Source organism: Microbacterium sp. VKM Ac-2870 (assembly GCF_015350795.1).
GTDB lineage: Bacteria > Actinomycetota > Actinomycetes > Actinomycetales > Microbacteriaceae > Microbacterium.
In genome coordinates this window covers 201,963-223,054 of sequence record NZ_JADKSH010000005.1, presented here as the reverse complement: position 1 = coordinate 223,054, position 21,092 = coordinate 201,963, and the positions used below count along the sequence as shown (strand labels likewise).

Here is a 21,092-nt window from a genome sequence, read left to right as displayed (position 1 = left end):
AGAATCGGTGTGTGCGCTCTCAGCCTGCGGCGACCAGCGCCGCCCACAGTTCGGCGCGCACCGGGAAGCTCGTCAGGTCGACGCCGAGCAACTGCTGGGCCTGCGCCACCCGGGCGCGCACGGTGTGTCGATGGATGCCGAGGGCGCGGGCCGCCTCATCAATGCGCGCATCGTGGCTCAGCCAGGTACGAACCGTCTCGACGAGTGCCGTTCCCTGCGCCTGATCGTGGGTGCTCAGGGGGCGCAGGCGCGCCTCGGCGAGAGAGCGCGCTACGGGGGTGTCGAGGCTCGACAGCACGCCGCTGCCGACCGCGTCGGCGAAGCGAGCCACGGTGCCGGGCCGCGCCGAGCGCAGAGCCGTGAGTGCTTGCGCGTGCGCCCGCGCGAAGCCCGTGTAGTCGGTGGGGTCGGACACGCCGACGGCTGCGTCCAGGAGGGTGGCGATGGCGGTGGTGTCGGCGTCGTCCGCAGCCGGAGCGACCAGCACGATCCCCTCGCCGCCGCGCGCGTAGAACAGGCCGCCGCGCTCGGCGGCGCGCAGCTCCAGCCAATCGGCGGCGGCGTCGCTGCGGCTCGCTGTGACTGCTGCCACGGCCACGACGATCGGCGCGGTCGGCAGGGGCCCCCAGATTTCGCGCGAGACCCGTCGCGCGAGCTGCGGATCGTCGTCGAGCAGGCTCTGCAGCAGGCCCGCGCGCAGTGCCGAACGGGCTCGCCCCAGCCCGACGTTCTGCTCGAGGGCGAGGCCTGCCATGGCGATGACGGAGGTCACGACGCTGCGTCCCTCCAGGTCGAGGTCGGCGCCGACGATGGCGATGAGACCGCGCAGATGACCGCCCCGGCCGAGGGTCTGCATCGTGACGTGCCGGTCGGCGATGTCGAGGTTCGACGCGGCTCGGGCACCCCGGCGCAGTACCGCGCCGGCTTCCGCCGTCACCGCCGCGGACGCCGCTTCGTCGAGGCCGTCGGCCGGCGCGCTCTGCGTGAGCGTCCCGGCAGCATCGAACAGCCCCACCCAGGCGTTCAGCTGCGCGGCGAGCTCCGCGACGGTCGCCGCGAGTCCGTCGGGTCGCAGCGCCGCCAGCGAGATCGCCCGCTGCGCCGACAACGCCCACGTGCGGCGGGCATAGGCCTGCGCGGCGATGGCCTCGGCGTTGGCGCGGGCGAGCGCGATGAACGGCGTGCGGTACGGCACCTCGAACAGCGGCATCCGCTCGGCGCGGCACGCGTCGGCGAGCGCCGGCGGGATGCCCTCGCGCACGACCTCGGTGCCGAAACCCAGGCCGCGCACGCCTCGGCCGCGCAACCGCGCGACGTACGCGCCGTACTCGCCGTCCGCGGCGGCCGGGGCACTGTCGGACGCGGTGACGAACTGCGTACCGGTCGTCAACAGCAGCAGGTCCTCGGCGAGGAAGGGCGTCGGGTCTCGCAGGTCGGAACTGTGCACCCAGCGCAGCGGTGCATCGAGGGCTCCGTTGTCGAGGTCATCGATGTCGGAGGCCAGACGCAGTTCGAGATCGCGCCGCGCGAGCAGGGCGCGCAGCGTGGGTTGCGGATCGGTCATGGCGGCGGACTCCTCGCACGGCGACAGACTGTACGCGATGTACGAGCCTGGATTCAGAATGTACACGGTGGAGGGTGTGGACCGGCATCCGCTCCTCGTACGCTCCCGGCATGAGCATCATCGACAGCGCCGTCGTCGGCGGACCGACTCTGGCGCAGGAGCGCCGCCTCGTCACGAGCATCCCGGGCCCCCGCTCGCAGGAGTTGCTGGCCCGCAAGAGCGCGGCCGTGGCGGCCGGTGTCGCCCACACGGTGCCCATCGAAGCCGTCGCCGCGGGCGGGGGAGTCGTCGTGGACGCCGATGGCAACTCGCTCATCGATCTGGGCAGCGGTATCGCCGTCACGAGCGTGGGCAACGCCCATCCGCGTGTCGTCGAAGCGGTGCAGTCCGCGGTCGCGCAGATGACGCACACCTGCTTCATGATCTCGCCGTACGAGTCGTATGTCGCGGTCGCCGAGAAGCTCAACCGGCTGACCCCCGGCGACCACGAGAAGAAGTCGGCGCTGTTCAACTCGGGCGCCGAAGCCGTGGAGAACGCCATCAAGATCGCGCGCAAGGCGACGGGCCGCCAGGCCGTCGTCGCCTTCGACCACGCCTACCACGGCCGCACGAACCTCACGATGGCCCTCACAGCCAAATCCATGCCCTACAAGAGCGGGTTCGGCCCGTTCGCCTCCGAGGTCTACCGCGTGCCGGCGTCGTACCCCTTCCGCGACGGCCTCACCGGCGGGGATGCCGCGACGAAGGCGATCACGCTCATCGAGAAGCAGATCGGGGCAGACAACCTGGCCGCGGTCATCATCGAGCCCATCCAGGGTGAGGGCGGCTTCATCGTGCCCGCAGAGGGCTTCCTTCCGGCCGTCGCCGAATGGTGCCGGGCGAACGGTGTGGTCTTCATCGCCGACGAGGTGCAGACGGGCTTCGCCCGCACCGGCGCGATGTTCGCGAGCGAACTGTTCGGCATCGTTCCGGATCTCATCACGACGGCCAAGGGAATCGCCGGGGGCATGCCGCTGGCCGCGGTGACGGGGCGCGCGGAGATCATGGACGCGACCCACGGCGGAGGCCTGGGCGGCACGTACGGCGGCAACCCCGTCGCGTGCGCGGCGGCGCTGGCCGCGATGGACGCGTTCGAGAACGATGGGCTGCTCGAGCGGGCGCGAGAGATCGGGGGCATCGTCCGCGCCCGCTTCGAGTCCCTGCAGCAGTCCGACCCGCGCATCGGCGACGTCCGCGGGGCCGGGGCGATGATCGCCGTCGAGTTCGTCGACCCCGACACGAAAGCACCGGATGCCGCACTCACGTCGGCCGTCGCGAAGGCGTCCATCGCCGAGGGCGTCATCGTGCTGACCTGCGGAACATTCGGCAACGTCATCCGTTTCCTCCCGCCCCTGTCGATCGGCGACGACCTGCTGACCGAGGGCGTCGAGATCGTCGTCGCGGCGCTCGCCGCCCACTGAACACTCGTCGCACGACTTTCTGGGATACCGAGCAAGGAGAACCATGACCGAGATCACCCGTGACGTCGTCGTCATCGGCGCCGGAGCCGCCGGCCTGACCGCTGCCAACCAGCTGAAGAAGGCCGGGCTGTCCGTCGCGGTCCTCGAAGCCCGCGACCGCGTCGGCGGTCGCCTGTGGACCGACACCATCGAGGGGGCGATGCTCGAGATCGGCGGCCAGTGGGTGTCTCCCGATCAGGACGCCCTGAAGGAAACCATCGCCGAGCTGGGGCTGGAGACCTTCGACCGCTATCGCGAAGGCGACAGCGTCTACGTCGGTCCCGACGGCACCGCACACCGCTTCACCGGCGACATGTTCCCGGTGAGCCCGGAGACCGAGAAGATCATCGCCGACGTCACCGCACGCCTGGACGAGATGGTCGCCGAGATCGATCCCGACCGCCCCTGGGCGCACCCGAACGCCGCCGCGTGGGACACCGTGTCGTGGGACGCCTGGCTGCACGCGCAGACCGACGACGACGAGGCGATCCGCAACCTCGCCTTCCCGACCGGCTCGGCCATGCTCACCAAGCCCACGCACTCGTTCTCGCTGCTGCAGTCGTTGCTGATGGCGGCATCCGCGGGCAGCTACACGAATCTCGTCGACGCCGACTTCATCCTCGACAAGCGCGTGGTCGGCGGCCTGCAGCAGGTGCCGCTGCTGCTCGCCGAACGCCTCGCCGGCGACGTGTTCCTCGGTCAGCCGGTGCGCACCCTGGAGTACTCCGCGGGCGAGGGCGTCGTCGCGATCGCCGAAGGCGTGACCGTGCGCGCGCGACACGCGATTCTCGCGCTCGCACCCGTGCTCTACAACCGGATCTCGTTCGTGCCGCCGCTGCCGCGGCTGCAGCACCAGATGCACCAGCACATCTCGATGGGCTTCGTCATCAAGGTGCACGCGGTCTACGAGACGCCGTTCTGGCGCGACAAGGGGCTCTCGGGCACGGCATTCAGCCCGTACGAGCTGTCGCACGAGGCCTACGACAACACCAACCACGGCGACGAGCGCGGCACCCTCGTGGGCTTCGTCTCCGACCGCACGGCCGACGATCTCTTCCGCCTCAGCGCCGCAGAGCGCAAGGAGCGCATCCTCGAGTCGCTCAGTCACTACTACGGCCCCGAGGCGAAGAACCCGGTCGTCTACTACGAGAGTGACTGGGGCAGCGAGGAGTGGACGCGCGGAGCGTACGCGGCATCCTTCGACCTCGGCGGGTTGCACCGCTACGGAGCCGACCTGCGCACGCCGGTCGGACCGATCCACTTCGCCTGCAGCGACATGGCCGGAGCGGGCTACCAGCACGTCGACGGCGCCATCCGGATGGGGCGATTGGCGGCGTCGCAGATCCTCGACGAGATCCACGCATGAGCGGGCACGTCGTCGTCGGGTACACCGCCACCAAGCCCGGGCGCGATGCGGTGGCTTTCGCCGCGCGCCTGGCGGCGGCCGTCGACGCCGTTCTGGATGTCGCGATCATCCTGCCGCGTGGCGATCGCAGTGTGATCACCCCTCCGGATGCCGGGTACGAGCGTCACCTGCACGCCCAGGCGCAGACGTGGATCGCGCAGGCCATCGACCGGATCCCGGCCGAGGTGGTCGCGCACGCGCATGTGCGGACTGCGGAGTCGTTCGCGGAGGGGCTCATCGCGGTGGCGGATGAGCTCGCCGCCTCGTACATCGTGGTCGGCGCCGCCGACGGCGCGTCGCGAGGACGCCACCGGCTCGGATCGACGACCACCGAACTGCTGCACTCGTCGGATGTGCCGGTCGTGCTGGTGCCGCGTGGTGCGCGCAAGGTCGCACCCGAGACGGGCATCACGCGGGTGACGGTGGCGATCGGCGTCCGTCCGGGGGCCGATGCGCTCATCGCCGAGACGGCCGAACTCGCCGCCGCGGCCGGTGTGCCGGTGCGACTGCTGTCACTGCTTCCGGTGGATCTGCCGCCCTCGGCAGACACGGCGGCGATCCGTGTCGCCGGCACCACCCGGGCCGACGAGGTCCTCGCCGCCGCCCGCGCCGAGCTGCCCGCGGGCTTGCACACCGATGTCACGGTGGCCGCCGGCGACAGCATCGAGGAAGCCGTCTCCTACCTCGACTGGCAGCCCGGTGAGGTCGCCCTCGTCGGATCGAGCCGCCTCGCCCAACCGCGTCGCCTGTTCCTCGGCTCGACGGCGGCCAAGATGCTCCACGAGATCACCGTCCCGGTGATCGTCGTTCCCCGTACCCGTTCGCACTCCGAGGAGGCTCGACGATGAGCGCACCCTCCGCATCCGCTCCGCCGATCGCCGAGGCCGCCGGAGGCCTGTCGAAGAAGGGCCTCAGCGCCGGCACGATCGGACTGCTCGGCGCCGTCGTCATCGGAATCTCCTGCATTGCGCCGGCCTACACATTCACCGCGGCTGTCGGCCCCACGGCATCCGAGGTCGGCGCGCAGGTGCCGGCGATCATCCTCGTCGGCTTCATCCCGATGCTCCTCGTCGCCTTCGGCTACCGCGAGCTCAACAACCGCATGCCCGATGCCGGTACCTCTTTCACGTGGGCCTCCCGCGCGTTCGGCCCGTGGATCGGGTGGATGGCCGGGTGGGGCCTCGTGGTGGCCACCATCCTGGTCCTGTCGAACCTGGCCGGTGTCGCCGTCGACTTCCTGTTCCTGCTGCTGTCGCAGGTCACCGGCAACGCCGAGATCGCCGATCTGGCCGGCAACACGTGGGTGAACGTCGGCGTCTGCCTGCTGTTCATGCTGGCGGCGACCTTCATCTCCTATCGCGATATGCAGACCACCCAGAAGCTGCAGTACGTGCTCGTCACGTTCCAGGTCGCTGTGCTTGTCTTCTTCGCGATCGCGGCGATCGTCGAGGCGGTCAGTGGCAAGGGCTTCGACGTCCATCCGTTCGACATCGGGTGGTTCAACCCGTTCGCGGTCAGTTCCTTCAGCGCGTTCGCCGCGGGTCTGTCGCTGTCGATCTTCATCTTCTGGGGGTGGGATGTCACCCTCACGATGAACGAGGAGACCAAAGACCCGGAGAAGACCCCGGGACGCGCCGCCACCATCACGGTGCTCACGATCGTCTCGATCTACCTCCTGCTCGCGGTCGCCATGATCATGTACGCGGGTGTGGGCACCGGAGAGCTGGGGCTCGGCAACGAAGCCATCCAGAGCAACGTCTTCTTCCACCTGTCCGGGCCGATCCTCGGACCGCTGGCCTTCCTCGTCTCGCTGGCCGTGCTCACCTCGTCGGCGTCCTCGTTGCAGTCCACGTTCGTCGGGCCGGCGCGCACACTGCTGTCGATGGGGCACTACGGAGCACTGCCTCCCGCGTTCTCCCGGGTGAGCCCGCGCTTCTTCACGCCCGGTTTCGCGACGATCGTCTCCGCCATCGTCGCCTCCGCGTTCTACGCCGTGATGCGCGTCGTCAGTGAGAACACCCTGTGGGACACGATCCTCACCCTCGGGATGATGATCTGCTTCTACTACGGCATCACGGCGTTCGCGTGCGTCTGGTATTTCCGCAAGCAGTGGTTCGACTCGGTGCGCAACGTGTTCTTCACGCTGCTCTTTCCGCTGGTGGGCGGCGTCATCCTGGCGATCCTGTTCTTCACGACGTTCAGTGACTCGATCGACCCCGCCTACGGCTCGGGCGCGAACGTCGGCGGCGTCGGTATCGTCTTCATCCTCGGCATGCTCATCATCGTGGTGGGCATCGTCCTCATGGTCGGCCAGTTCATCCGGCGCCCCGCGTTCTTCCGTGGTGAGACGCTCTCGATGGATGCCCCGGCCAGCACCCGTCGCCTGAAGGAGGCCGCACGTTGATCAGTGAAAGCACACTGCTCGAAAAGACCCCCCGCCAGCTGTTCATCGGCGGCGAGTGGGTCGACGGATCGGCGGGGACCTTTCCGGTGAAGGATCCCGCAACCGGCGACACCTTGCTCGAGATCGCCGATGCCTCGCCGGAAGACGGCATCCGCGCGTTGGATGCCGCCGTGGCGGCGCAGGAGGAGTGGGCGGCGACCCCGCCCCGCACCCGCAGCAATATCCTGCGCCGGGCGTTCGACCTGCTCACCGAGCGGGCCGAAGAGTTCGCTCTGCTGATGACGCTGGAGATGGGTAAGCCGCTGGCGGAGTCCCGCGGCGAAGTCACGTACGGGGGAGAGTTCCTCCGCTGGTTCAGCGAGGAGGCGGTGCGCGTCGCCGGCCGATACGGGTCCAACCCGGAGGGTACCGGGCACATGCTGATCAGTCAGCGCCCGGTAGGTCCGTGCTTTTTCATCACCCCGTGGAACTTTCCTCTGGCGATGGCGACGCGCAAGATCGCCCCAGCGCTCGCCGCAGGCTGCACCGTCGTGGTCAAGCCCGCCGAGCTGACCCCGCTGACGACGCTCGCCTTCGTGCAGCTGCTCGTCGAGGCGGGGCTGCCCGCCGGTGTGGTCAACGTGGTGACGACCACGCACTCGGGCGCACTGTCGGCGCCGATCATCTCCGACCCCCGTCTGCGCAAGCTCTCCTTCACCGGTTCGACGCCCGTCGGCAAGAAGCTCATCGCCCAGGCTGCCGAGGGCGTGCTGCGGGTGTCGATGGAGCTGGGCGGCAACGCGCCGTTCGTCGTGTTCGACGACGCCGACCTCGACAAGGCGGTCGACGGGGCCATGCTCGCCAAGTTCCGCAACATCGGCCAGGCCTGCACCGCGGCCAACCGATTCATCGTGCAGGAGCCCGTCGCGGCGGAGTTCGCTCGCCGCGTCACCGCGCGCGTCGCCGAGATGCGCGTGGGCCGCGGCACCGAAGACGGTGTGCAGATCGGTCCACTCATCGACCGCAAGGCCGTCGAGGGCACCCAAGCGCTGGTCGCGGATGCCGTCGCCCGCGGAGCGCGCCTGCTCACCGGCGGCGAATCCGTCGAGGGGGCGGGCAGCTTCTACGCCCCGACGGTGCTCTCCGATGTCGCCGCAGGAAGCGACATCCTCCGTGAGGAGATCTTCGGGCCGGTGCTCGCCATCACGACGTTCGCCGACGAGGACGAGGGTGTGCGTCTCGCCAACGACACCGAGTTCGGCCTTGTGTCGTACGTGTTCACCGAAGACCTCGCTCGGGGCCTGCGGATGATCGATCGCCTCGATACGGGCATGATGGGCCTGAACGTGGGCGTCGTCTCCAACGCGGCCGCGCCGTTCGGCGGTGTCAAGCAGTCCGGCATGGGCCGCGAAGGCGGGCTCGAAGGCATCCACGAGTACCTCTCCACGAAGTACACCCTCGTCCCCGCCACCTGACCCCCACCCGACCCGAGACGAACGGAGAACGACGATGACGTACGCGGTTGTGAACCCCGCCACCGGCGAGACCCTCGCCACCTACCCCGACGCGACGACCGAAGAGGTCTCGGCTGCCATCGCCGCTGCCGCCGAGGCGGCGCGCACGTGGGGGCGCAGCTCCGCGCCTGCGGAGCGCGCGGCGCTGCTTCGCCGCGTCGCCGAGCTGCACCGCGAGCGCCGCGACGAGCTGGCCGCGATCATCGTGCGCGAGATGGGAAAGCCGCTCGCCGCGGCCGAGGGCGAGGTTGATTTCGCTGCCGACATCACCGAGTACTACGCCGATCACATCGACGAGATCACCGGTGACACCCCGATCGACATCCTCGGCGACGGCACCGCCGTGATCCGCCGGTCGCCGCTCGGCGTGCTCCTGGGCATCATGCCGTGGAACTTCCCGTACTACCAGGTCGCTCGCTTCGCGGCGCCCAACCTGGCGATCGGCAACACCATCCTGCTCAAGCACGCGCCGCAATGCCCCGAATCGGCGGCGGCCATCGCGCAGATGTACGCCGACGCCGGGTTCCCCGCCGGTGCGTACGTCGATGTACGGCTCACGAACGACCAAGCCGCCGAGGTGATCGCCGACCCGCGCGTGCACGGCGTCTCGGTCACGGGCAGCGAGCGTGCCGGCGCGGCCGTCGCAGAGATCGCGGGCCGCAACCTCAAGAAGGTGGTGCTCGAGCTCGGCGGATCCGATCCGTTCATCCTGTTCTCCACCGACGATCTGGATGCCACGGTGCAGGCCGCCGTCGATGCACGACTGGACAACAACGGCCAGTCGTGCAACGGCGCCAAGCGCTTCCTCGTGGCCGACGAGCTGTACGACGCGTTCGTGGAGAAGTTCGCGGCCGCGCTCGAAGGGGCCACCGTCGGAGACCCGTTCGCCGACGACACCGTGCTGGGTCCGCTGTCGTCGCTCGCCGCTGCGGAGCGTCTGCAGGACCAGGTCGATCGGGCTGTCGCCCAGGGGGCGACCGTCGTCACCGGCGGCACGCGGGACGGTGCTTTCTTCCCGGGCACCGTCCTCACCGGCGTCACTGAGGACATGGACGCCTACCGCGAAGAGTTCTTCGGGCCGGTAGGTGTCGTCTACCGCGTGAGCGACGAAGACCAGGCCATCCGCATCGCCAACGGCACCGAGTTCGGTCTCGGTTCGTACGTGTTCACGACCGACCCCGACCAGGCCGCGCGGGTCGCCGACCGCATCGATGCCGGCATGGTCTACGTCAACGTCGTCCTCGCCGACTCGCCCGAGCTGCCCTTCGGCGGTGTCAAGCGCAGCGGCACCGGCCGCGAGATGGGATTGCTGGCGGCGGAGGAGTTCGTCAACAAGAAGCTGATCCGCATCGCCGGCTGAACGTGCGCGTGCTGCCGGCTCAGGCCGGCAGCACGGCGCGCACCTCGGCGGCCTCCGCGTGCCGGCCGAGGCTCTCGAGCACGTCACCGAGCTCGAGAGCGACGGTCTGGCGCAGCGGTTCGATCTCGCTCGCGTGGTCGAACGCGGCCCGGTACAGCGCGACGGCGTCGCCGGGGCGATCGGCTTCGCGCAGCACCCTGGCCGCCAACAGTTCCGAACCGCCCGCGCCGCCGATATCGCCCGCGCCGGCGAATCCGTCGGCTGCGTGCAGCGCCGTGGCCACCGCCGCGTCGACCTCACCGCGCGACGCGTGCAGGCGGGCGCGGGTGTCGAGGACGTCAGCCACGAACCAGTCGGCGTCGTGGCGACGGCCGAGCTCGAGCGCTTCTTCGATCAGGACGAGCGCCTCGTCATCGCCGCGCTGCTGGTGGGCTTGCGCGAGAGTGTGCAGCCCGTCGGCCAGCAGTCCCACCTCGTCGTCGTTGCCGCGGACGATGCCCACGGCCTCCGTCAGCACCTCGATCGCATCGTCGGTGGCGCCGAAGCGGCCCAGCAGTCGACCCTGCTGCACGAGGGCGTAGGCGCGACCGACGGCATCCTCCGCCTCCTCGCGCAGATCGGCAGCATACGACCAGGCGCCGACGGCGTTGCCGTACTCCTCGGCAGCCTGGAGCGCTTGCGCGAGCAGTGCCGCCGTGAGTGCGCGGGATGCCGCTTCGACACCGCTCTCGCTCTCTTCGCGGAGCACGTCGTTCAGCGTGTCGACGGCCTCGGCCGCGTATCCGGCGGCGAGCATCGCGCGCCCCTGCCGGAAGCGCACGTCGGTGCTCGGCAGGCCCGCCGTGTCACGGCGTTCGGCCGCGACACGGTAACGGCCGACGGCCTCCGCCGGCGCGCCCGCGTCTTCGTGCAGCATGGCCGCGAGCAGGAACGCCTCCGAGGTCATGGCATCGTCCACGCCGATCGACACCGCGATCCGCGCGGCGTCGTCGGCCGCCGCCGCGCCGGCCGCGAACTCCTCCGCGGCCCCGTGCAGGCGTGCGCGGGTGACCAGGGTGCGAACGCGGCGACCGTCGTCGACCGCCGGGTCGGCCAACAGCGCGTCGAGAATCTCCGCTGCGCCTACCCCGTCTCCGGAGGCGGAGCGCGCGTCGGCTTCGAGGAGCCGCATCCCGTGCGCGCGGCGGATGTCGCCGGCCTGCGCGAAGAGCTCCGCGGCGCCATGTCCGGTGGATGCCGCAGCCTCGTGCTCGCCTGCCCAGAGCCGACCGATCGCGATCGTCGACAGCAGGTCTGCACGCGGGGCGAGATGCTCGGCGCCGAGCGCGGCGAGTTCGGCCTCGACGCGCGGCAACGCTTCCACGAGATCGACGCCGAACAGCACGAGCCCCAGCTTCTCCTCGAGGCCCGCCTGCACGGCGTGACCCTCTGCGCGCAGCACCGGGAGTCGTTCGGCGAGCGCCGCCGCCGCCTCGTCGGTCTGACCGTACGAGACGAGGGCGGAGACCAGGTGAGAGGTGAGCGCCACGCGGTCGTCGCCGGCGGCGTCGGGAAGGGCGGAGCGGATGACGTCGATCGCGGCGCTGGAGCCGGCGCTGCTGAGCAGGAGAGCGCGCTGCACGCGCTGCTGCGCCGTCTGCGGCTCCTCTGCCGGGGTGAGCGTCGAGAACTCGTGCGAGCGGATCGGCACGTCGTAGCGTTCGGTCGCCGCCTCGCGGAGCCTCGCGAGCTCACGGGCATGGGCGTCGGTGGCGTTGCGGGCATCGAACGCGGCGGCGATCTTCTCCGCCTCCTGCCACGCGCGCGCCGCCAGTTCCGCCGCGCCCCACGGCCCGTCGTGTTCTCCGAACACGCTCACCAGCTCACCTGCGTCCGATCCCCGTACGGGCGCATCGGGGTGGCCCGCGGTGGCCACGGCGTCGAGACCGACAGCGAACGAGGCGAGGGCGGTCTCGTGCGCCGCGGCATCCAAGCCGTCGTGCACGAGCCAGGGGAGGTGCTTCTCGACCAGCGCGAGCGCGCGCGCCTCGTTTCCGGTCACCGCGCAGAACACGACGTTGTGGGCGATGATCGCGAGGTTGGCGGCGTTGTCCTTGGCCAGCCGGTAGCTGCGCAGGTGCGCCGAGCGCGCGTCGTCGAGCTTTCCCGCACGCAGGTAGGGCAGCAGGATGCGCGCGAGGGCGTGCTCGGGCTCCTCGCCGCACGAGAAGCCGCCGTCGAGCATTTCCTGCACCAGGCGGATGGCCTCGTCCTCACGTCCGGTCTCGGCGAAGAAGCCGGCGAACTGGCTGCGCACGCACGCATCGCAGTGGCTGTAGTCGTCGCGAGGCGTCGCTTCCAGCTTCTGCTGAAGTTCGGCCGCTTCGTCCATCCGTCCGGCCGACCAGGCATCCTCGAAGCGCGCCATCAGCACGCCCGACGACCCGACGCCGGCGCGCCGGTAGTGATCGTCCATGTCGTCGAGCACCGCGGAGATCTGCGTGGGCGCGAACTCCGGCGAGTTCGACAGGGCACCGGCCATCCACTTGTACTGCCAGAGCAGGTCGCCGGCGGGCTCGACGACTGCCGGGAACCGCTCCGGATCGTTGTCGTGGTGGGCCAGACACCACGCGAACGAGGTCAGCATCAGGTCGGTGTCGCCGATCATGTTCGCACTGGAGGTCTGGCGCATGCGCGCTTCGTACTCGAGTCGCTCATCACCGCTCTCCTGCGCCAGCGCGACGGCTTCGGCCACGAGTGCGCGCTCCTGCGGGCCCCACGGCGTGCGGTCGATCTCGTCGAAGAGGCTGCGGATCCGGGTGGCGTAACTCGTCATGATTCTCCTTCGTGCCGGACGTCGGGGGCGGGGGAGGCGGTCACGGCGTGATCGGCACCGGCCGTTTCTGCCTGAAGCGCGCGACCGAGCAGCTGTGACAGCGATGAGGTCAACAGTGCACGGTCGTCGGAGCCGAGCGGATGGTGTCCCGCCAGGAGCGACTGCACGTACAACAGGCGCACGCTCAGACCGAAGACGTCTCCGTCGGCAGCGGCGGCGAGGCGACGCACGACGTCGTTGGTCCAGTTCAGGCACAGCCGCGCGGCCGGCGATGAGCCGGCGGCGGCGTCGCCCTGCGCCACGGCGGCACGGTCGAGCACCCCGCCCCACAGAGCGCCGCCCGCGCTGCGCGCGCGTCCGCGGTCGAGGGCGCGCAGCACCGCCGGGTCCGAGACGAACAGGCCGGGAAGGTCGGCACGATCGAACGCGCGCACCAGCACGTCCACCTCCGGTAGGGAAGCGGCGGCGCGGCGTTCAAGGTCGAGGGCAGCCGCGCGGTCATCGAGCGGCGGCAGATCGAGGCGGTCGATCTCGTCGAGGACGTCGACCTTCTCCACCGTCACCCCGGGGAAGATGTCGGGCACGAGCCTCATCAGCTCGGCGTCGTACACGTAGCCGCCGTCGACGAGCACCGTTCCCGCATCGGTGACGCTGGCGACCTGACGGAACTCGTCGACGGTCTCGGTGTAGCGCACGTGCGGATAGCGGCGCACCAGCTCCTCGATGCGCAACCGGCCCTGGGTGGTCTCCACCGACAACCAGCGCACGATGAACCGCGCGAGTTCTTCGTCATGGCGGACGAGCGACTTGAGGGCGACTTCGTGGATGGCGACGAACTGCGCCAGGCGCAGCGGGTCGTGCAGCGCGAGATCGAGGATCCACCGCCGGATGCCGTCGCCCAGCTCACGCCGCGTCTGCTCCAGAGCATCGTCGTCGACGAGCGACTCCCGACTGGCGGTGGGATGCAGGCCGCCGGAGTCGATCACCGCGCGGGCGAAGAATGCCCAGGGTGGGAGGATGTCGTCGGCGCGCTCGGTGAGCAGCATCCGCCGCAGGTACACCCGCGTGCTCTGCCGCGCCGAGGGCGGGGGAGCGTAGGGCAGCACATACGCGACGCCGCGGGTCTGTGTGCCCGGCACCGACAGCGAGATCACATCCAGCGGCTCCGCACCGATGAGCGAGCGTCCGTAGCCCAGCTGGGTCTCGCGATCGTCGGAGAGGAAGGGCGGTGCTGTGGTGACCGTGCTCTCTCCGCCTCCGGGCAGGTCGACGACGATCGTGGTCGGCAGATACGCGGCGAACGTCTCGGCGAGTTCCCGCACGGTCGGCGTGCTCACGAGGGTCTTCGTCTCCGCGCGCGGCACGAGGTGCACGCTGGTGCCCACGGGCAGATCGTCGGCACCGGCGGCCACCGTGAAGGTTCCGTCGGCGCGTCCGATCCACTCCACCGGCGGCGCGCCCGCGGCGCTGCGCGAACGGATCACGATCGTGTCGCACACCATGAAGCACGACAGCATCCCGATGCCGAACTGCCCCAGGTAGTCGCTGCGGGGCAGATCGAAGATGTCGCGCTTCGAGCTGTGCCCGACGGTGGCGAGCATGTCGGCCACCTCTTCGGCGCTCAGCCCGATGCCGTCGTCGCGGATGACGAACTCGTCGGATGCTGCACTCACGGGCGTGATGCGCACGCGTCCGCCGCTGCCGTCGAGCGCGCGCCGGGCGGCGATCGCGTCCACGGCGTTCTGCAGCAGCTCTCGGAGGTACACGCGCGGTCCGGAGTAGATGTGCCGGCTGAGCAGATCGATCACTCCGCGCAGATCGACCTGGAACTGGTGGGCGGCAGTGCTCTCGTTCAGCATCGCTCCTCGGTTGTCTCAGCGGGTGGCAGCTTCCAGGCTATTCGACCTTTTGTCCGGCGGTGGGGGTGGTGCGCCGGGACGACGATGGCCAGGATGGGGTCATGGACACCTCGGATGCGGTCAGCTTCCTCGATGACCGTGAGTGCTGGCAGCGTCTGGCAGAACAGGAACTGGGTCGGCTGGTCACCCATGTCGGCAGTGTTCTGGACATCTTTCCCGTCAACTACGTCGTCGACGGTGACAGCATCGTGTTCCGCACCGCGGAGGGCAGCAAGCTCACCGAACTGACGATCAATGACGATGTGCTCTTCGAAGTCGACGAGTACACCGACACCGACGCGTGGAGTGTCGTCGTGCGCGGCCACGCTCACCGCCTCACCACGACCGAAGAGGTGCACGCCGCCGACCAGCTCGAGCTTCGCCCGTGGATTCCCACCGTCAAATACAACTACGTCCGCGTGCGCGCGGCATCCCTGTCCGGGCGGGATTTCCGACGTGGGCCGGAGCCCGAGCGCTACGGGGTGCAGCAGTACTGACGGTTCGCGCGTCCAGATGGCATGACGTACACTGGACAGTGCAGTTGAAATCTGCATTCTTTTGCCGTGCCCGCGTGACTTTCGCGCGGGTGTCGTGCGGGAGCGGTGGATTTCACCCGGGATCTCACGATCTCTAGGGCGGTAGCTCAATTGGCAGAGCAGCGGTCTCCAAAACCGCAGGTTGCAGGTTCGATTCCTGTCCGCCCTGCGCGTCAGCGATCAGCTGACACAGCAGGCGCGCCGGTACACGCCGGCGTGGAAAGCAAGTCCGAGCACGTCACACGGGTGGGGTACATGGTCCAGGAAGAGGCGCACGGCGAGGTCGTCGCAGCAGGCGGCACGCCCCGTGAGAAGAAGCTCAACTTCTTCCAGCGGATTGCGCTCTTCATGCGCCAGGTCTTCGGCGAACTCCGCAAGGTAGTCACGCCGACCCGCCAGGAGCTGCTGAAGTTCACGGGTGTGGTTCTCGGTTTCGTCGTCGTCATGATGGCGGTCGTGTACAGCCTCGACTTGCTCTTCACCTGGGTGGTGCAGGTCGTCTTCGGCGTGCCGAGCTGATCCAGCCGACGCCAGAGCTGTCACCGCACGACCCCCGAGGGAAGAGGACCTACGTGTCTGAGAAGTACACCGACGACGCCGACTGGGCCACCGCCGCCGAGCAGTCCAGTGAGGACGACGAGGCGCAGGAAGGCAACATCCTGGCGGCCGAGCAAGAGGCATCCGCGCCCGCCGAGCACCTCGCGGTGCACGTCGTCGACGAGGATGCCGTGGACGACGGCGAGTACGAAGACATCGACATCGACGACCCGGAGGCAGACGCCATCGTGAACGACGCACTCGAGATCGACCAGGCCGCCGAGGCCGAGGCTGCCGCCGAGGTGCTCACCGACGCGCTCGCCGAAGAAGAGGCCGAAGCCGCCGCGCAGGCCGCCGACGAGGTCGCCCCCTACGACGGCCCCGACGTCAACGGAGAGCCCGACGCTCCCGCGCTCGACGAGGAGTTCGTCGACGAGGTCGCTGCGGCCGGAGGCGTCGTCGAGGCTGTCGAAGACGAGGATGCCGACGCCACCCCCGAGGACCCCTACGAGGCGTTCCGCGCCGAGCTGCGGTCGCTTCCCGGCAAGTGGTTCGTCATTCACTCGTACGCCGGCTTCGAGCGCAAGGTCAAAGCCAACATCGAGCAGCGCAAGAACTCGCTCGAGGTCGAGGAAGACATCTACCAGGTCGAGGTCCCGATGGAGGACGTCGTCGAGATCAAGAACGGTCAGCGCAAGATGGTCACGCGCGTCCGGATCCCCGGCTATGTGCTCGTGCGCATGGAGCTCAACGAAGACACCTGGTCGGTCGTGCGTCACACGCCCGGCGTGACCGGCTTCGTCGGCAACGCCCACAACCCGACGCCGCTGCGCTTCGAAGAAGCGTTCAACATGCTGAAGTCGCTCGTGCAGGTCACCGAGACGGCTCCGGCCAAGGGCGGCGCGGCCAAGGGCTCCGCTACCCAGGCCCGCAGTGTCATCACCGAGGTCGACTTCGAGGTCGGCGAGACGATCACGATCAAGGAGGGCTCGTTCGCGGGCCTTCCCGGTTCGATCAGCGAGATCAAGCCCGAGAGCGGCAAGCTCACGGTGCTGGTGTCGCTCTTCGAGCGCGAGACGCCGGTCGAGCTGTCGTTCGACCAGGTCACCAAGCAGTGATTTCCCCCGGATGCCGCGGCATCCGGTAGAATCAAGAGGTTGCGCGCCTGTCGCGTGACATCCCCACCACCTTCCGGGTCCGCCGGTTGCGTGGAAGCGCGCCCCGACGCCACGGCGGACGGGCGCACGACAGAAGGAAAAGAGAATGGCACCCAAGAAGAAGGTGACCGGCCTGATCAAGCTCCAGATCAAGGCTGGCGCCGCCAACCCGGCGCCGCCGATCGGCCCTGCGCTCGGTCAGCACGGCGTGAACATCATGGAGTTCTGCAAGGCCTACAACGCGGCGACCGAGTCGCAGCGCGGCAACGTGATCCCCGTTGAGATCACCGTCTACGAAGACCGCAGCTTCACGTTCATCCTGAAGACCCCGCCCGCCGCGGAGCTCATCAAGAAGGCTGCCGGCGTGCAGAAGGGCTCGAAGACCCCGCACACCGTCAAGGTCGCGAAGCTCACCAAGGAGCAGGTCCGCGAGATCGCCGAGACGAAGATGCCCGACCTGAACGCGAACGACATCGAGGCTGCCTCGCTGATCATCGCCGGCACCGCCCGTTCCATGGGCATCACGGTCGAGGGCTGAGGGGAAACGCACAATGGCTAAGTCCAAGGTTTACGAAGCTGCCGCGGCCAAGATCGACCGCGACAAGTTCTACACGTCCACCGAGGCCGTCGGTCTCGCCAAGGAGACCGGCTCGAAGAAGTTCGACTCCACCGTCGAGGTCGCCCTCAAGCTCGCGGTCGACCCGCGCAAGGCCGACCAGATGGTGCGTGGCACGGTCATCCTCCCGCACGGCACGGGCAAGACCGCCCGCGTCATCGTCTTCGCGACGGGCCCGGCCGCCGAGGCCGCCATCGCCGCGGGTGCCGATGAGGTCGGCGGCGCCGAGCTCATCGAGAAGGTCGCCGCCGGCTGGACCGCGTTCGACTCGGCCGTCTCGACGCCCGAGCTCATGGGCCAGGTCGGTCGCCTCGGTAAGGTGCTGGGTCCCCGTGGCCTCATGCCCAACCCGAAGACCGGCACCGTGACCCCCAACCCGGCCAAGGCCGTGGAGGAGATCAAGGGCGGCAAGATCGAGTTCCGCGTCGACAAGCACGCCAACGTGCACTTCGTCGTCGGCAAGGCCTCGTTCACGGCCGAGCAGCTGGAGGAGAACTTCGCTGCGGCTCTCGAAGAGATCGTGCGTCTGAAGCCCTCGAGCGCGAAGGGCCGCTACATCCAGAAGGGCGCCGTGTCGACCACCTTCGGTCCCGGCATCCCGCTGGACGTCAACTCGCTCGTCTGAGCGACGCGTCAGCGCAAGACACACATGGGGCTCCACCTTCGGGTGGGGCCCCATCGTCATGCGCGCGGCAGTGCCGGCGCCCGAATCAGCCGTCTCGGCGGATCTCGAAGACGGTGGATGACTGGGGGACGATCTCCTCGACCTCCACCTGTGTCACCCGGCTACCACGCGGCCCGGTGCGGATCGCGTCGAGCACCGCGCCGACCGCGGCCTCCGATCCCTCGATCTGCGCTTCGACCGTGCCGTCCATCCGGTTGCGAACCCATCCCGTCGCGCCGGCGCGGGACGCGGCGGCCTGCGCGGTGAAGCGGAAGCCCACGCCCTGAACCCGACCGGTGACGATCACGTGCACACGTCGCATGCATCCATCCTGCCCTCTGCCCTCAACATTCAGTCGTGCGGCCAGACGAGACTCACGGCGATCGCTGCCATGACCACCGCGATCACGCCGTCGAGCACGCGCCAGGCGCGCGAGGTTGAGAGCCAGCGCCCCAGATAGCGGGTGCCGAGGGCCAGGGAGAAGAACCACGCCACGGATGCCGCCGCCGCGCCGCCGGCGAACCACCAGCGTCCCGCCGCTCCGTGCGTGTTCGCGACCGAGCCGAGCAGGAAGACCGTGTCGAGGTAGACATGCGGGTTCAGCCAGGTGAGTGCGAAGCACGTGAGCAGAACCGGCATCAATCGCGCGGGTTCACTGCCGGCCGGTCGGGAGGTCGGCGTGACCTGCAGGACGTCACCGCCTCCGCGAAGAGCTCGCCGTGCGGCGAGACCGGCGTAGCCGAGCAGGAAGAGCGCGCCGGCACAGCGCACCACCTCGATCAGCCCGGGCCACGCGTGCAGGAGCGCGCCGATGCCGGAGACCCCCGCGACGATGAGGACGGCGTCGGACAGTGCGCACACGCTGGCGACCGCGAGGACGTGTTCGCGGCGGATGCCCTGCCGCAGCACGAAGAGGTTCTGGGCGCCGATGGCCACGATCAGCGAGAGGCCGAGCGAGAACCCGGCGGCGACGAAGGAGAGCACGGGTGCGACCCTAGGCGGCAGCGTGCAGACAGACCAGCTCATGATTCTTTCGCACCATAAGCTCTGCTTATGTCACGGATTCCGCCTGAACTGGCCGCCACGCTCGCGGTGGTGATCGACGAGGGGACATTGGATGCCGCCGCCCGACGGCTGCACATCACCCCGTCGGCGGTCAGCCAGCGGATCAAGGCCCTCGAGGAGTCGCTCGGACGTGTGCTGCTCGTTCGCACGAAGCCCGTCCGCCCGACCGAGGCCGCGCACGCCGTCCTCCGCTATGCGCGGCAGCTCGACCTTCTCGAAGCCGACGCGCTCGCGGTGCTGGGGGAGCGCGCGGGAACGCTCCGTGTGCCGCTGGCCGTCAACGCCGACTCCCTTGCGACCTGGTTTCTCGCGCCCCTGGTCCGCTCGAGTGCGCGGCATCCGGTGGTCTTCGACCTGCACCGCGACGATCAGGACTTCACCGCCGGGCTGCTCGAGTCGGGCGCCGTGATGGGAGCCGTCACCTCGCGGGCAGAACCCGTCGCCGGATGTCGCGTGAGCGCGCTGGGATCGCTGGTGTACGAAGCCGTGGCCACCCCTGCGTTCCGGGATCGGTGGCTGGGCGGGCCGGCGACGGCCGATCTGCGTGAGGCGCCACTGATCGACTTCGATCGCCGCGACGACCTGCAGACGCGCTGGCTCGCCGCCCAGGGGATCGATCCGGCGGCGCCGCCGCGTCACCGCGTTCCGGCGTCGCACGACTTCGGGGCCGCCGTAGAGCTCGGACTCGGATGGGCGCTGCTGCCTCGTCTGCAGTCGCAGTCGTCGCTCGACGCCGGCATCCTGGTGCCGCTCGGTGGCCCGACCGTGTCCGTGCCGCTGTACTGGCAGCAGTGGAACGTGCGCTCCGCGCTGCTGGATGCCGTCGCGGACGAGATCGTGATGGAGGGCCGCCGGGTGCTGCCCGCGTGAGTGCGCCCTTGTCGGGACCTAGCAGTCGCCGACGGCGAGCACGAGCTTGCCGCGCGTGTGCCCACGCTCGAGCTCGAGGTGTGCCGCCGCAGCTTCGGTGAGATCGAACACCCGGTCGACGAACACCCGGATCGCCCCCGAATCGAGCAGGCGCGCGAGGGTGGCCAGCACCCCGCCGTCGGGGATCACCTTGTACGACGTGGCGCGCACGCCCGCCGCCGCGGCGGCGTCGGCGTAGTCGGGCCAGCCACCGGTGGGTACGAGGATGTAGAGGCCGCCGGGGCGCAGCACTCCGAGTGAACGGGTACCGGTCTCGTCGTGCATGTTGCCGACGAGGTCGATGACCACATCGACGCCTCCGACCAGGTCTTCGAAGCGCGTCGTCGCGTAGTCGATGGCCACCGCCGCGCCGAGCTCACGAAGCCACGGAAGGTTGGCGGCCGAGCCCGTGGCCGTCACGTGCGCCCCGAAGTACGCCGCCAGCTGTACGGCGAAATGCCCCACGCCACCGGCGCCCGCGTGGATCAGCACCCGCTGACCTTCGTGCGCGTGCGCGGTCTCGACGACCAGGCCCCACGCGGTCAATGCGGCCAGCGGCACTGCGGCCGCCTCGGCGTGGGAGAGAGCCGCCGGCTTGCGTGCCACCGACAGCGTCGGGACGACGAGGTAGTCGGCGTACGAGCCACCCGAACGGGGAAACGGCGTCATCCCGAACACCTCGGTACCGGGAGGGAAGGGGTGCGATTCGTACGGGGCCGACACGACGACCCCGCTGAAGTCGTATCCGAGAGTGCTGGGGAAGGCGGAGATGGCGCCGGAGACGCCGGTGCCCGCCCGCGTCTTGGTGTCGATGGGGTTCACGCCGGCGGCGTGAACGCGCACGAGCAGCTCGCTCAGCACCGGAATGGGTACCGCGATCTCGGTGGCGTGCAGGACGTCGGCCGCTCCTGGGGCATCGAAGACCATGGCGCGCATGCGCTCAGGCGGGGCCGGGACGGGGGCGGGTGTGGCGTCGGCGGCACCCGAGGTCGACCCACGGTGCGGCAGGATTCGGGTGAGGCGATGAGAGACCATCGGGTCGCTCCTTCCGCGTGCGTGTCGGCGTTGGCTGCACGTGAGCTGCCGCGGCGGCTCGGTGCCGCTGTGGCGACCAGTCAACCCCGGCGATGTCTCAACCGTGTTACGCCGGTGCTACCGGGCGGCTAAGCT

18 protein-coding genes and 1 tRNA gene are annotated in these 21,092 nt (G+C 69.5%); 13 read left to right on the top strand and 6 right to left on the bottom strand.

The window, feature by feature from the left end; translation table 11 throughout:
- Nucleotides 1–19 precede the first annotated feature (19 nt).
- The gene (locus tag ITJ43_RS13130) at nt 20–1,564 is read right to left on the bottom strand and encodes a helix-turn-helix domain-containing protein (protein ID WP_194584293.1); all 1,545 of its coding nucleotides are present in this window, start codon (nt 1,562–1,564) and stop codon (nt 20–22) included.
- A gap of 110 nt (nt 1,565–1,674) precedes the next feature.
- Here ITJ43_RS13130 and gabT point away from each other — a divergent pair, with 110 nt between their 5' ends.
- Genes gabT through ITJ43_RS13100 form a run of 6 tightly spaced genes read left to right on the top strand, consistent with a single transcriptional unit; the run spans nt 1,675 to nt 9,725 of the window.
- A complete protein-coding gene (gene gabT, locus ITJ43_RS13125) occupies nt 1,675–3,024 on the top strand; it encodes a 4-aminobutyrate--2-oxoglutarate transaminase (protein WP_194584292.1) in 1,350 nt (449 codons plus the stop codon).
- Nucleotides 3,025–3,067: 43 nt separating this feature from the next.
- Nucleotides 3,068–4,429, top strand: a complete 1,362-nt coding sequence (locus ITJ43_RS13120; protein ID WP_194584291.1) for a flavin monoamine oxidase family protein — start codon at nt 3,068–3,070, stop codon at nt 4,427–4,429.
- The gene (locus ITJ43_RS13115) at nt 4,426–5,316 is read left to right on the top strand and encodes a universal stress protein (RefSeq protein WP_194584290.1); all 891 of its coding nucleotides are present in this window, start codon (nt 4,426–4,428) and stop codon (nt 5,314–5,316) included. Before ITJ43_RS13120 ends, ITJ43_RS13115 begins: the two co-directional genes overlap by 4 nt.
- Entirely contained in the window at nt 5,313–6,872 is a 1,560-nt protein-coding gene (locus ITJ43_RS13110) for an APC family permease (protein ID WP_194584289.1), read from the top strand. The genes ITJ43_RS13115 and ITJ43_RS13110 overlap by 4 nt, the downstream gene beginning before the upstream one ends.
- Nucleotides 6,869–8,326 carry an NAD-dependent succinate-semialdehyde dehydrogenase gene (locus ITJ43_RS13105; protein WP_194584288.1) on the top strand — a complete coding sequence of 486 codons (1,458 nt, stop codon included), beginning with the start codon at nt 6,869–6,871 and terminating at the stop codon, nt 8,324–8,326. Before ITJ43_RS13110 ends, ITJ43_RS13105 begins: the two co-directional genes overlap by 4 nt.
- A 34-nt stretch (nt 8,327–8,360) precedes the next feature.
- On the top strand, nt 8,361–9,725 hold the full coding sequence (locus ITJ43_RS13100) for an NAD-dependent succinate-semialdehyde dehydrogenase (protein ID WP_194584287.1): 1,365 nt from the start codon (nt 8,361–8,363) through the stop codon (nt 9,723–9,725).
- Between the two features lie 19 nt (nt 9,726–9,744).
- Here the strand turns inward: ITJ43_RS13100 and ITJ43_RS13095 are convergent, their stop codons facing one another.
- On the bottom strand, nt 9,745–12,540 hold the full coding sequence (locus ITJ43_RS13095) for a hypothetical protein (RefSeq protein ID WP_194584286.1): 2,796 nt from the start codon (nt 12,538–12,540) through the stop codon (nt 9,745–9,747).
- On the bottom strand, nt 12,537–14,399 hold the full coding sequence (locus tag ITJ43_RS13090; RefSeq protein ID WP_194584285.1) for an HSP90 family protein: 1,863 nt from the start codon (nt 14,397–14,399) through the stop codon (nt 12,537–12,539). Before ITJ43_RS13090 ends, ITJ43_RS13095 begins: the two co-directional genes overlap by 4 nt.
- 101 nt (nt 14,400–14,500) lie before the next feature.
- On the opposite strand from ITJ43_RS13090, the gene ITJ43_RS13085 reads away from it, so the two are divergent.
- From ITJ43_RS13085 to rplA, 6 genes are all read left to right on the top strand, one after another.
- The gene (locus ITJ43_RS13085) at nt 14,501–14,935 is read left to right on the top strand and encodes a pyridoxamine 5'-phosphate oxidase family protein (RefSeq protein ID WP_194584284.1); all 435 of its coding nucleotides are present in this window, start codon (nt 14,501–14,503) and stop codon (nt 14,933–14,935) included.
- 135 nt (nt 14,936–15,070) lie between these two features.
- Nucleotides 15,071–15,143 (top strand) — tRNA-Trp (locus tag ITJ43_RS13080).
- Nucleotides 15,144–15,190: 47 nt separating this feature from the next.
- Entirely contained in the window at nt 15,191–15,493 is a 303-nt protein-coding gene (gene secE, locus ITJ43_RS15365; RefSeq protein WP_194584283.1) for a preprotein translocase subunit SecE, read from the top strand.
- A gap of 53 nt (nt 15,494–15,546) precedes the next feature.
- Nucleotides 15,547–16,629 (top strand): transcription termination/antitermination protein NusG, encoded by a 1,083-nt coding sequence (gene nusG, locus ITJ43_RS13070; protein WP_194584282.1) that lies wholly within the window; start codon nt 15,547–15,549, stop codon nt 16,627–16,629.
- A gap of 145 nt (nt 16,630–16,774) precedes the next feature.
- A complete protein-coding gene (rplK, locus tag ITJ43_RS13065) occupies nt 16,775–17,206 on the top strand; it encodes a 50S ribosomal protein L11 (protein ID WP_194584281.1) in 432 nt (143 codons plus the stop codon).
- A gap of 13 nt (nt 17,207–17,219) precedes the next feature.
- Nucleotides 17,220–17,909: a 50S ribosomal protein L1 gene (gene rplA / locus ITJ43_RS13060; RefSeq protein WP_194584280.1), complete on the top strand. Its 690-nt coding sequence runs from the start codon at nt 17,220–17,222 to the stop codon at nt 17,907–17,909.
- Nucleotides 17,910–17,994: 85 nt separating this feature from the next.
- Here rplA and ITJ43_RS13055 read toward each other — a convergent pair whose 3' ends face one another.
- Together ITJ43_RS13055 and ITJ43_RS13050 are read right to left on the bottom strand one after the other, a co-directional pair.
- A complete protein-coding gene (locus tag ITJ43_RS13055; protein WP_194584279.1) occupies nt 17,995–18,270 on the bottom strand; it encodes an acylphosphatase in 276 nt (91 codons plus the stop codon).
- A 29-nt stretch (nt 18,271–18,299) separates the two neighbouring features.
- The gene (locus tag ITJ43_RS13050) at nt 18,300–18,974 is read right to left on the bottom strand and encodes a LysE/ArgO family amino acid transporter (protein ID WP_194584278.1); all 675 of its coding nucleotides are present in this window, start codon (nt 18,972–18,974) and stop codon (nt 18,300–18,302) included.
- 27 nt (nt 18,975–19,001) lie between these two features.
- Here ITJ43_RS13050 and ITJ43_RS13045 point away from each other — a divergent pair, with 27 nt between their 5' ends.
- Nucleotides 19,002–19,883: a LysR family transcriptional regulator ArgP gene (locus ITJ43_RS13045; protein WP_194584277.1), complete on the top strand. Its 882-nt coding sequence runs from the start codon at nt 19,002–19,004 to the stop codon at nt 19,881–19,883.
- A gap of 18 nt (nt 19,884–19,901) precedes the next feature.
- Here the strand turns inward: ITJ43_RS13045 and ITJ43_RS13040 are convergent, their stop codons facing one another.
- Nucleotides 19,902–20,957, bottom strand: coding sequence for an NADP-dependent oxidoreductase (locus tag ITJ43_RS13040; protein ID WP_194584276.1), 1,056 nt, complete (start codon nt 20,955–20,957; stop codon nt 19,902–19,904).
- Nucleotides 20,958–21,092 lie beyond the last annotated feature (135 nt).

Excerpts from the sequence above, each read along its gene's own strand:
- ITJ43_RS13130 (WP_194584293.1), bottom strand. The coding sequence starts at position 1,564 with ATGACCGATCCGCAACCCACGCTGCGCGCCCTGCTCGCGCGGCGCGAT.
- ITJ43_RS13120 (WP_194584291.1), top strand. The coding sequence starts at position 3,068 with ATGACCGAGATCACCCGTGACGTCGTCGTCATCGGCGCCGGAGCCGCC.
- ITJ43_RS13040 (WP_194584276.1), bottom strand. The coding sequence starts at position 20,957 with ATGGTCTCTCATCGCCTCACCCGAATCCTGCCGCACCGTGGGTCGACC.
- ITJ43_RS13115 (WP_194584290.1), top strand. The coding sequence starts at position 4,426 with ATGAGCGGGCACGTCGTCGTCGGGTACACCGCCACCAAGCCCGGGCGC.
- ITJ43_RS13055 (WP_194584279.1), bottom strand. The coding sequence starts at position 18,270 with ATGCGACGTGTGCACGTGATCGTCACCGGTCGGGTTCAGGGCGTGGGC.
- ITJ43_RS13050 (WP_194584278.1), bottom strand. The coding sequence starts at position 18,974 with ATGAGCTGGTCTGTCTGCACGCTGCCGCCTAGGGTCGCACCCGTGCTC.
- ITJ43_RS13095 (WP_194584286.1), bottom strand. The coding sequence starts at position 12,540 with ATGACGAGTTACGCCACCCGGATCCGCAGCCTCTTCGACGAGATCGAC.
- rplA (WP_194584280.1), top strand. The coding sequence starts at position 17,220 with ATGGCTAAGTCCAAGGTTTACGAAGCTGCCGCGGCCAAGATCGACCGC.
- ITJ43_RS13045 (WP_194584277.1), top strand. The coding sequence starts at position 19,002 with ATGTCACGGATTCCGCCTGAACTGGCCGCCACGCTCGCGGTGGTGATC.
- ITJ43_RS13100 (WP_194584287.1), top strand. The coding sequence starts at position 8,361 with ATGACGTACGCGGTTGTGAACCCCGCCACCGGCGAGACCCTCGCCACC.
- gabT (WP_194584292.1), top strand. The coding sequence starts at position 1,675 with ATGAGCATCATCGACAGCGCCGTCGTCGGCGGACCGACTCTGGCGCAG.
- rplK (WP_194584281.1), top strand. The coding sequence starts at position 16,775 with ATGGCACCCAAGAAGAAGGTGACCGGCCTGATCAAGCTCCAGATCAAG.
- ITJ43_RS13085 (WP_194584284.1), top strand. The coding sequence starts at position 14,501 with ATGGACACCTCGGATGCGGTCAGCTTCCTCGATGACCGTGAGTGCTGG.
- ITJ43_RS13090 (WP_194584285.1), bottom strand. The coding sequence starts at position 14,399 with ATGCTGAACGAGAGCACTGCCGCCCACCAGTTCCAGGTCGATCTGCGC.
- ITJ43_RS13110 (WP_194584289.1), top strand. The coding sequence starts at position 5,313 with ATGAGCGCACCCTCCGCATCCGCTCCGCCGATCGCCGAGGCCGCCGGA.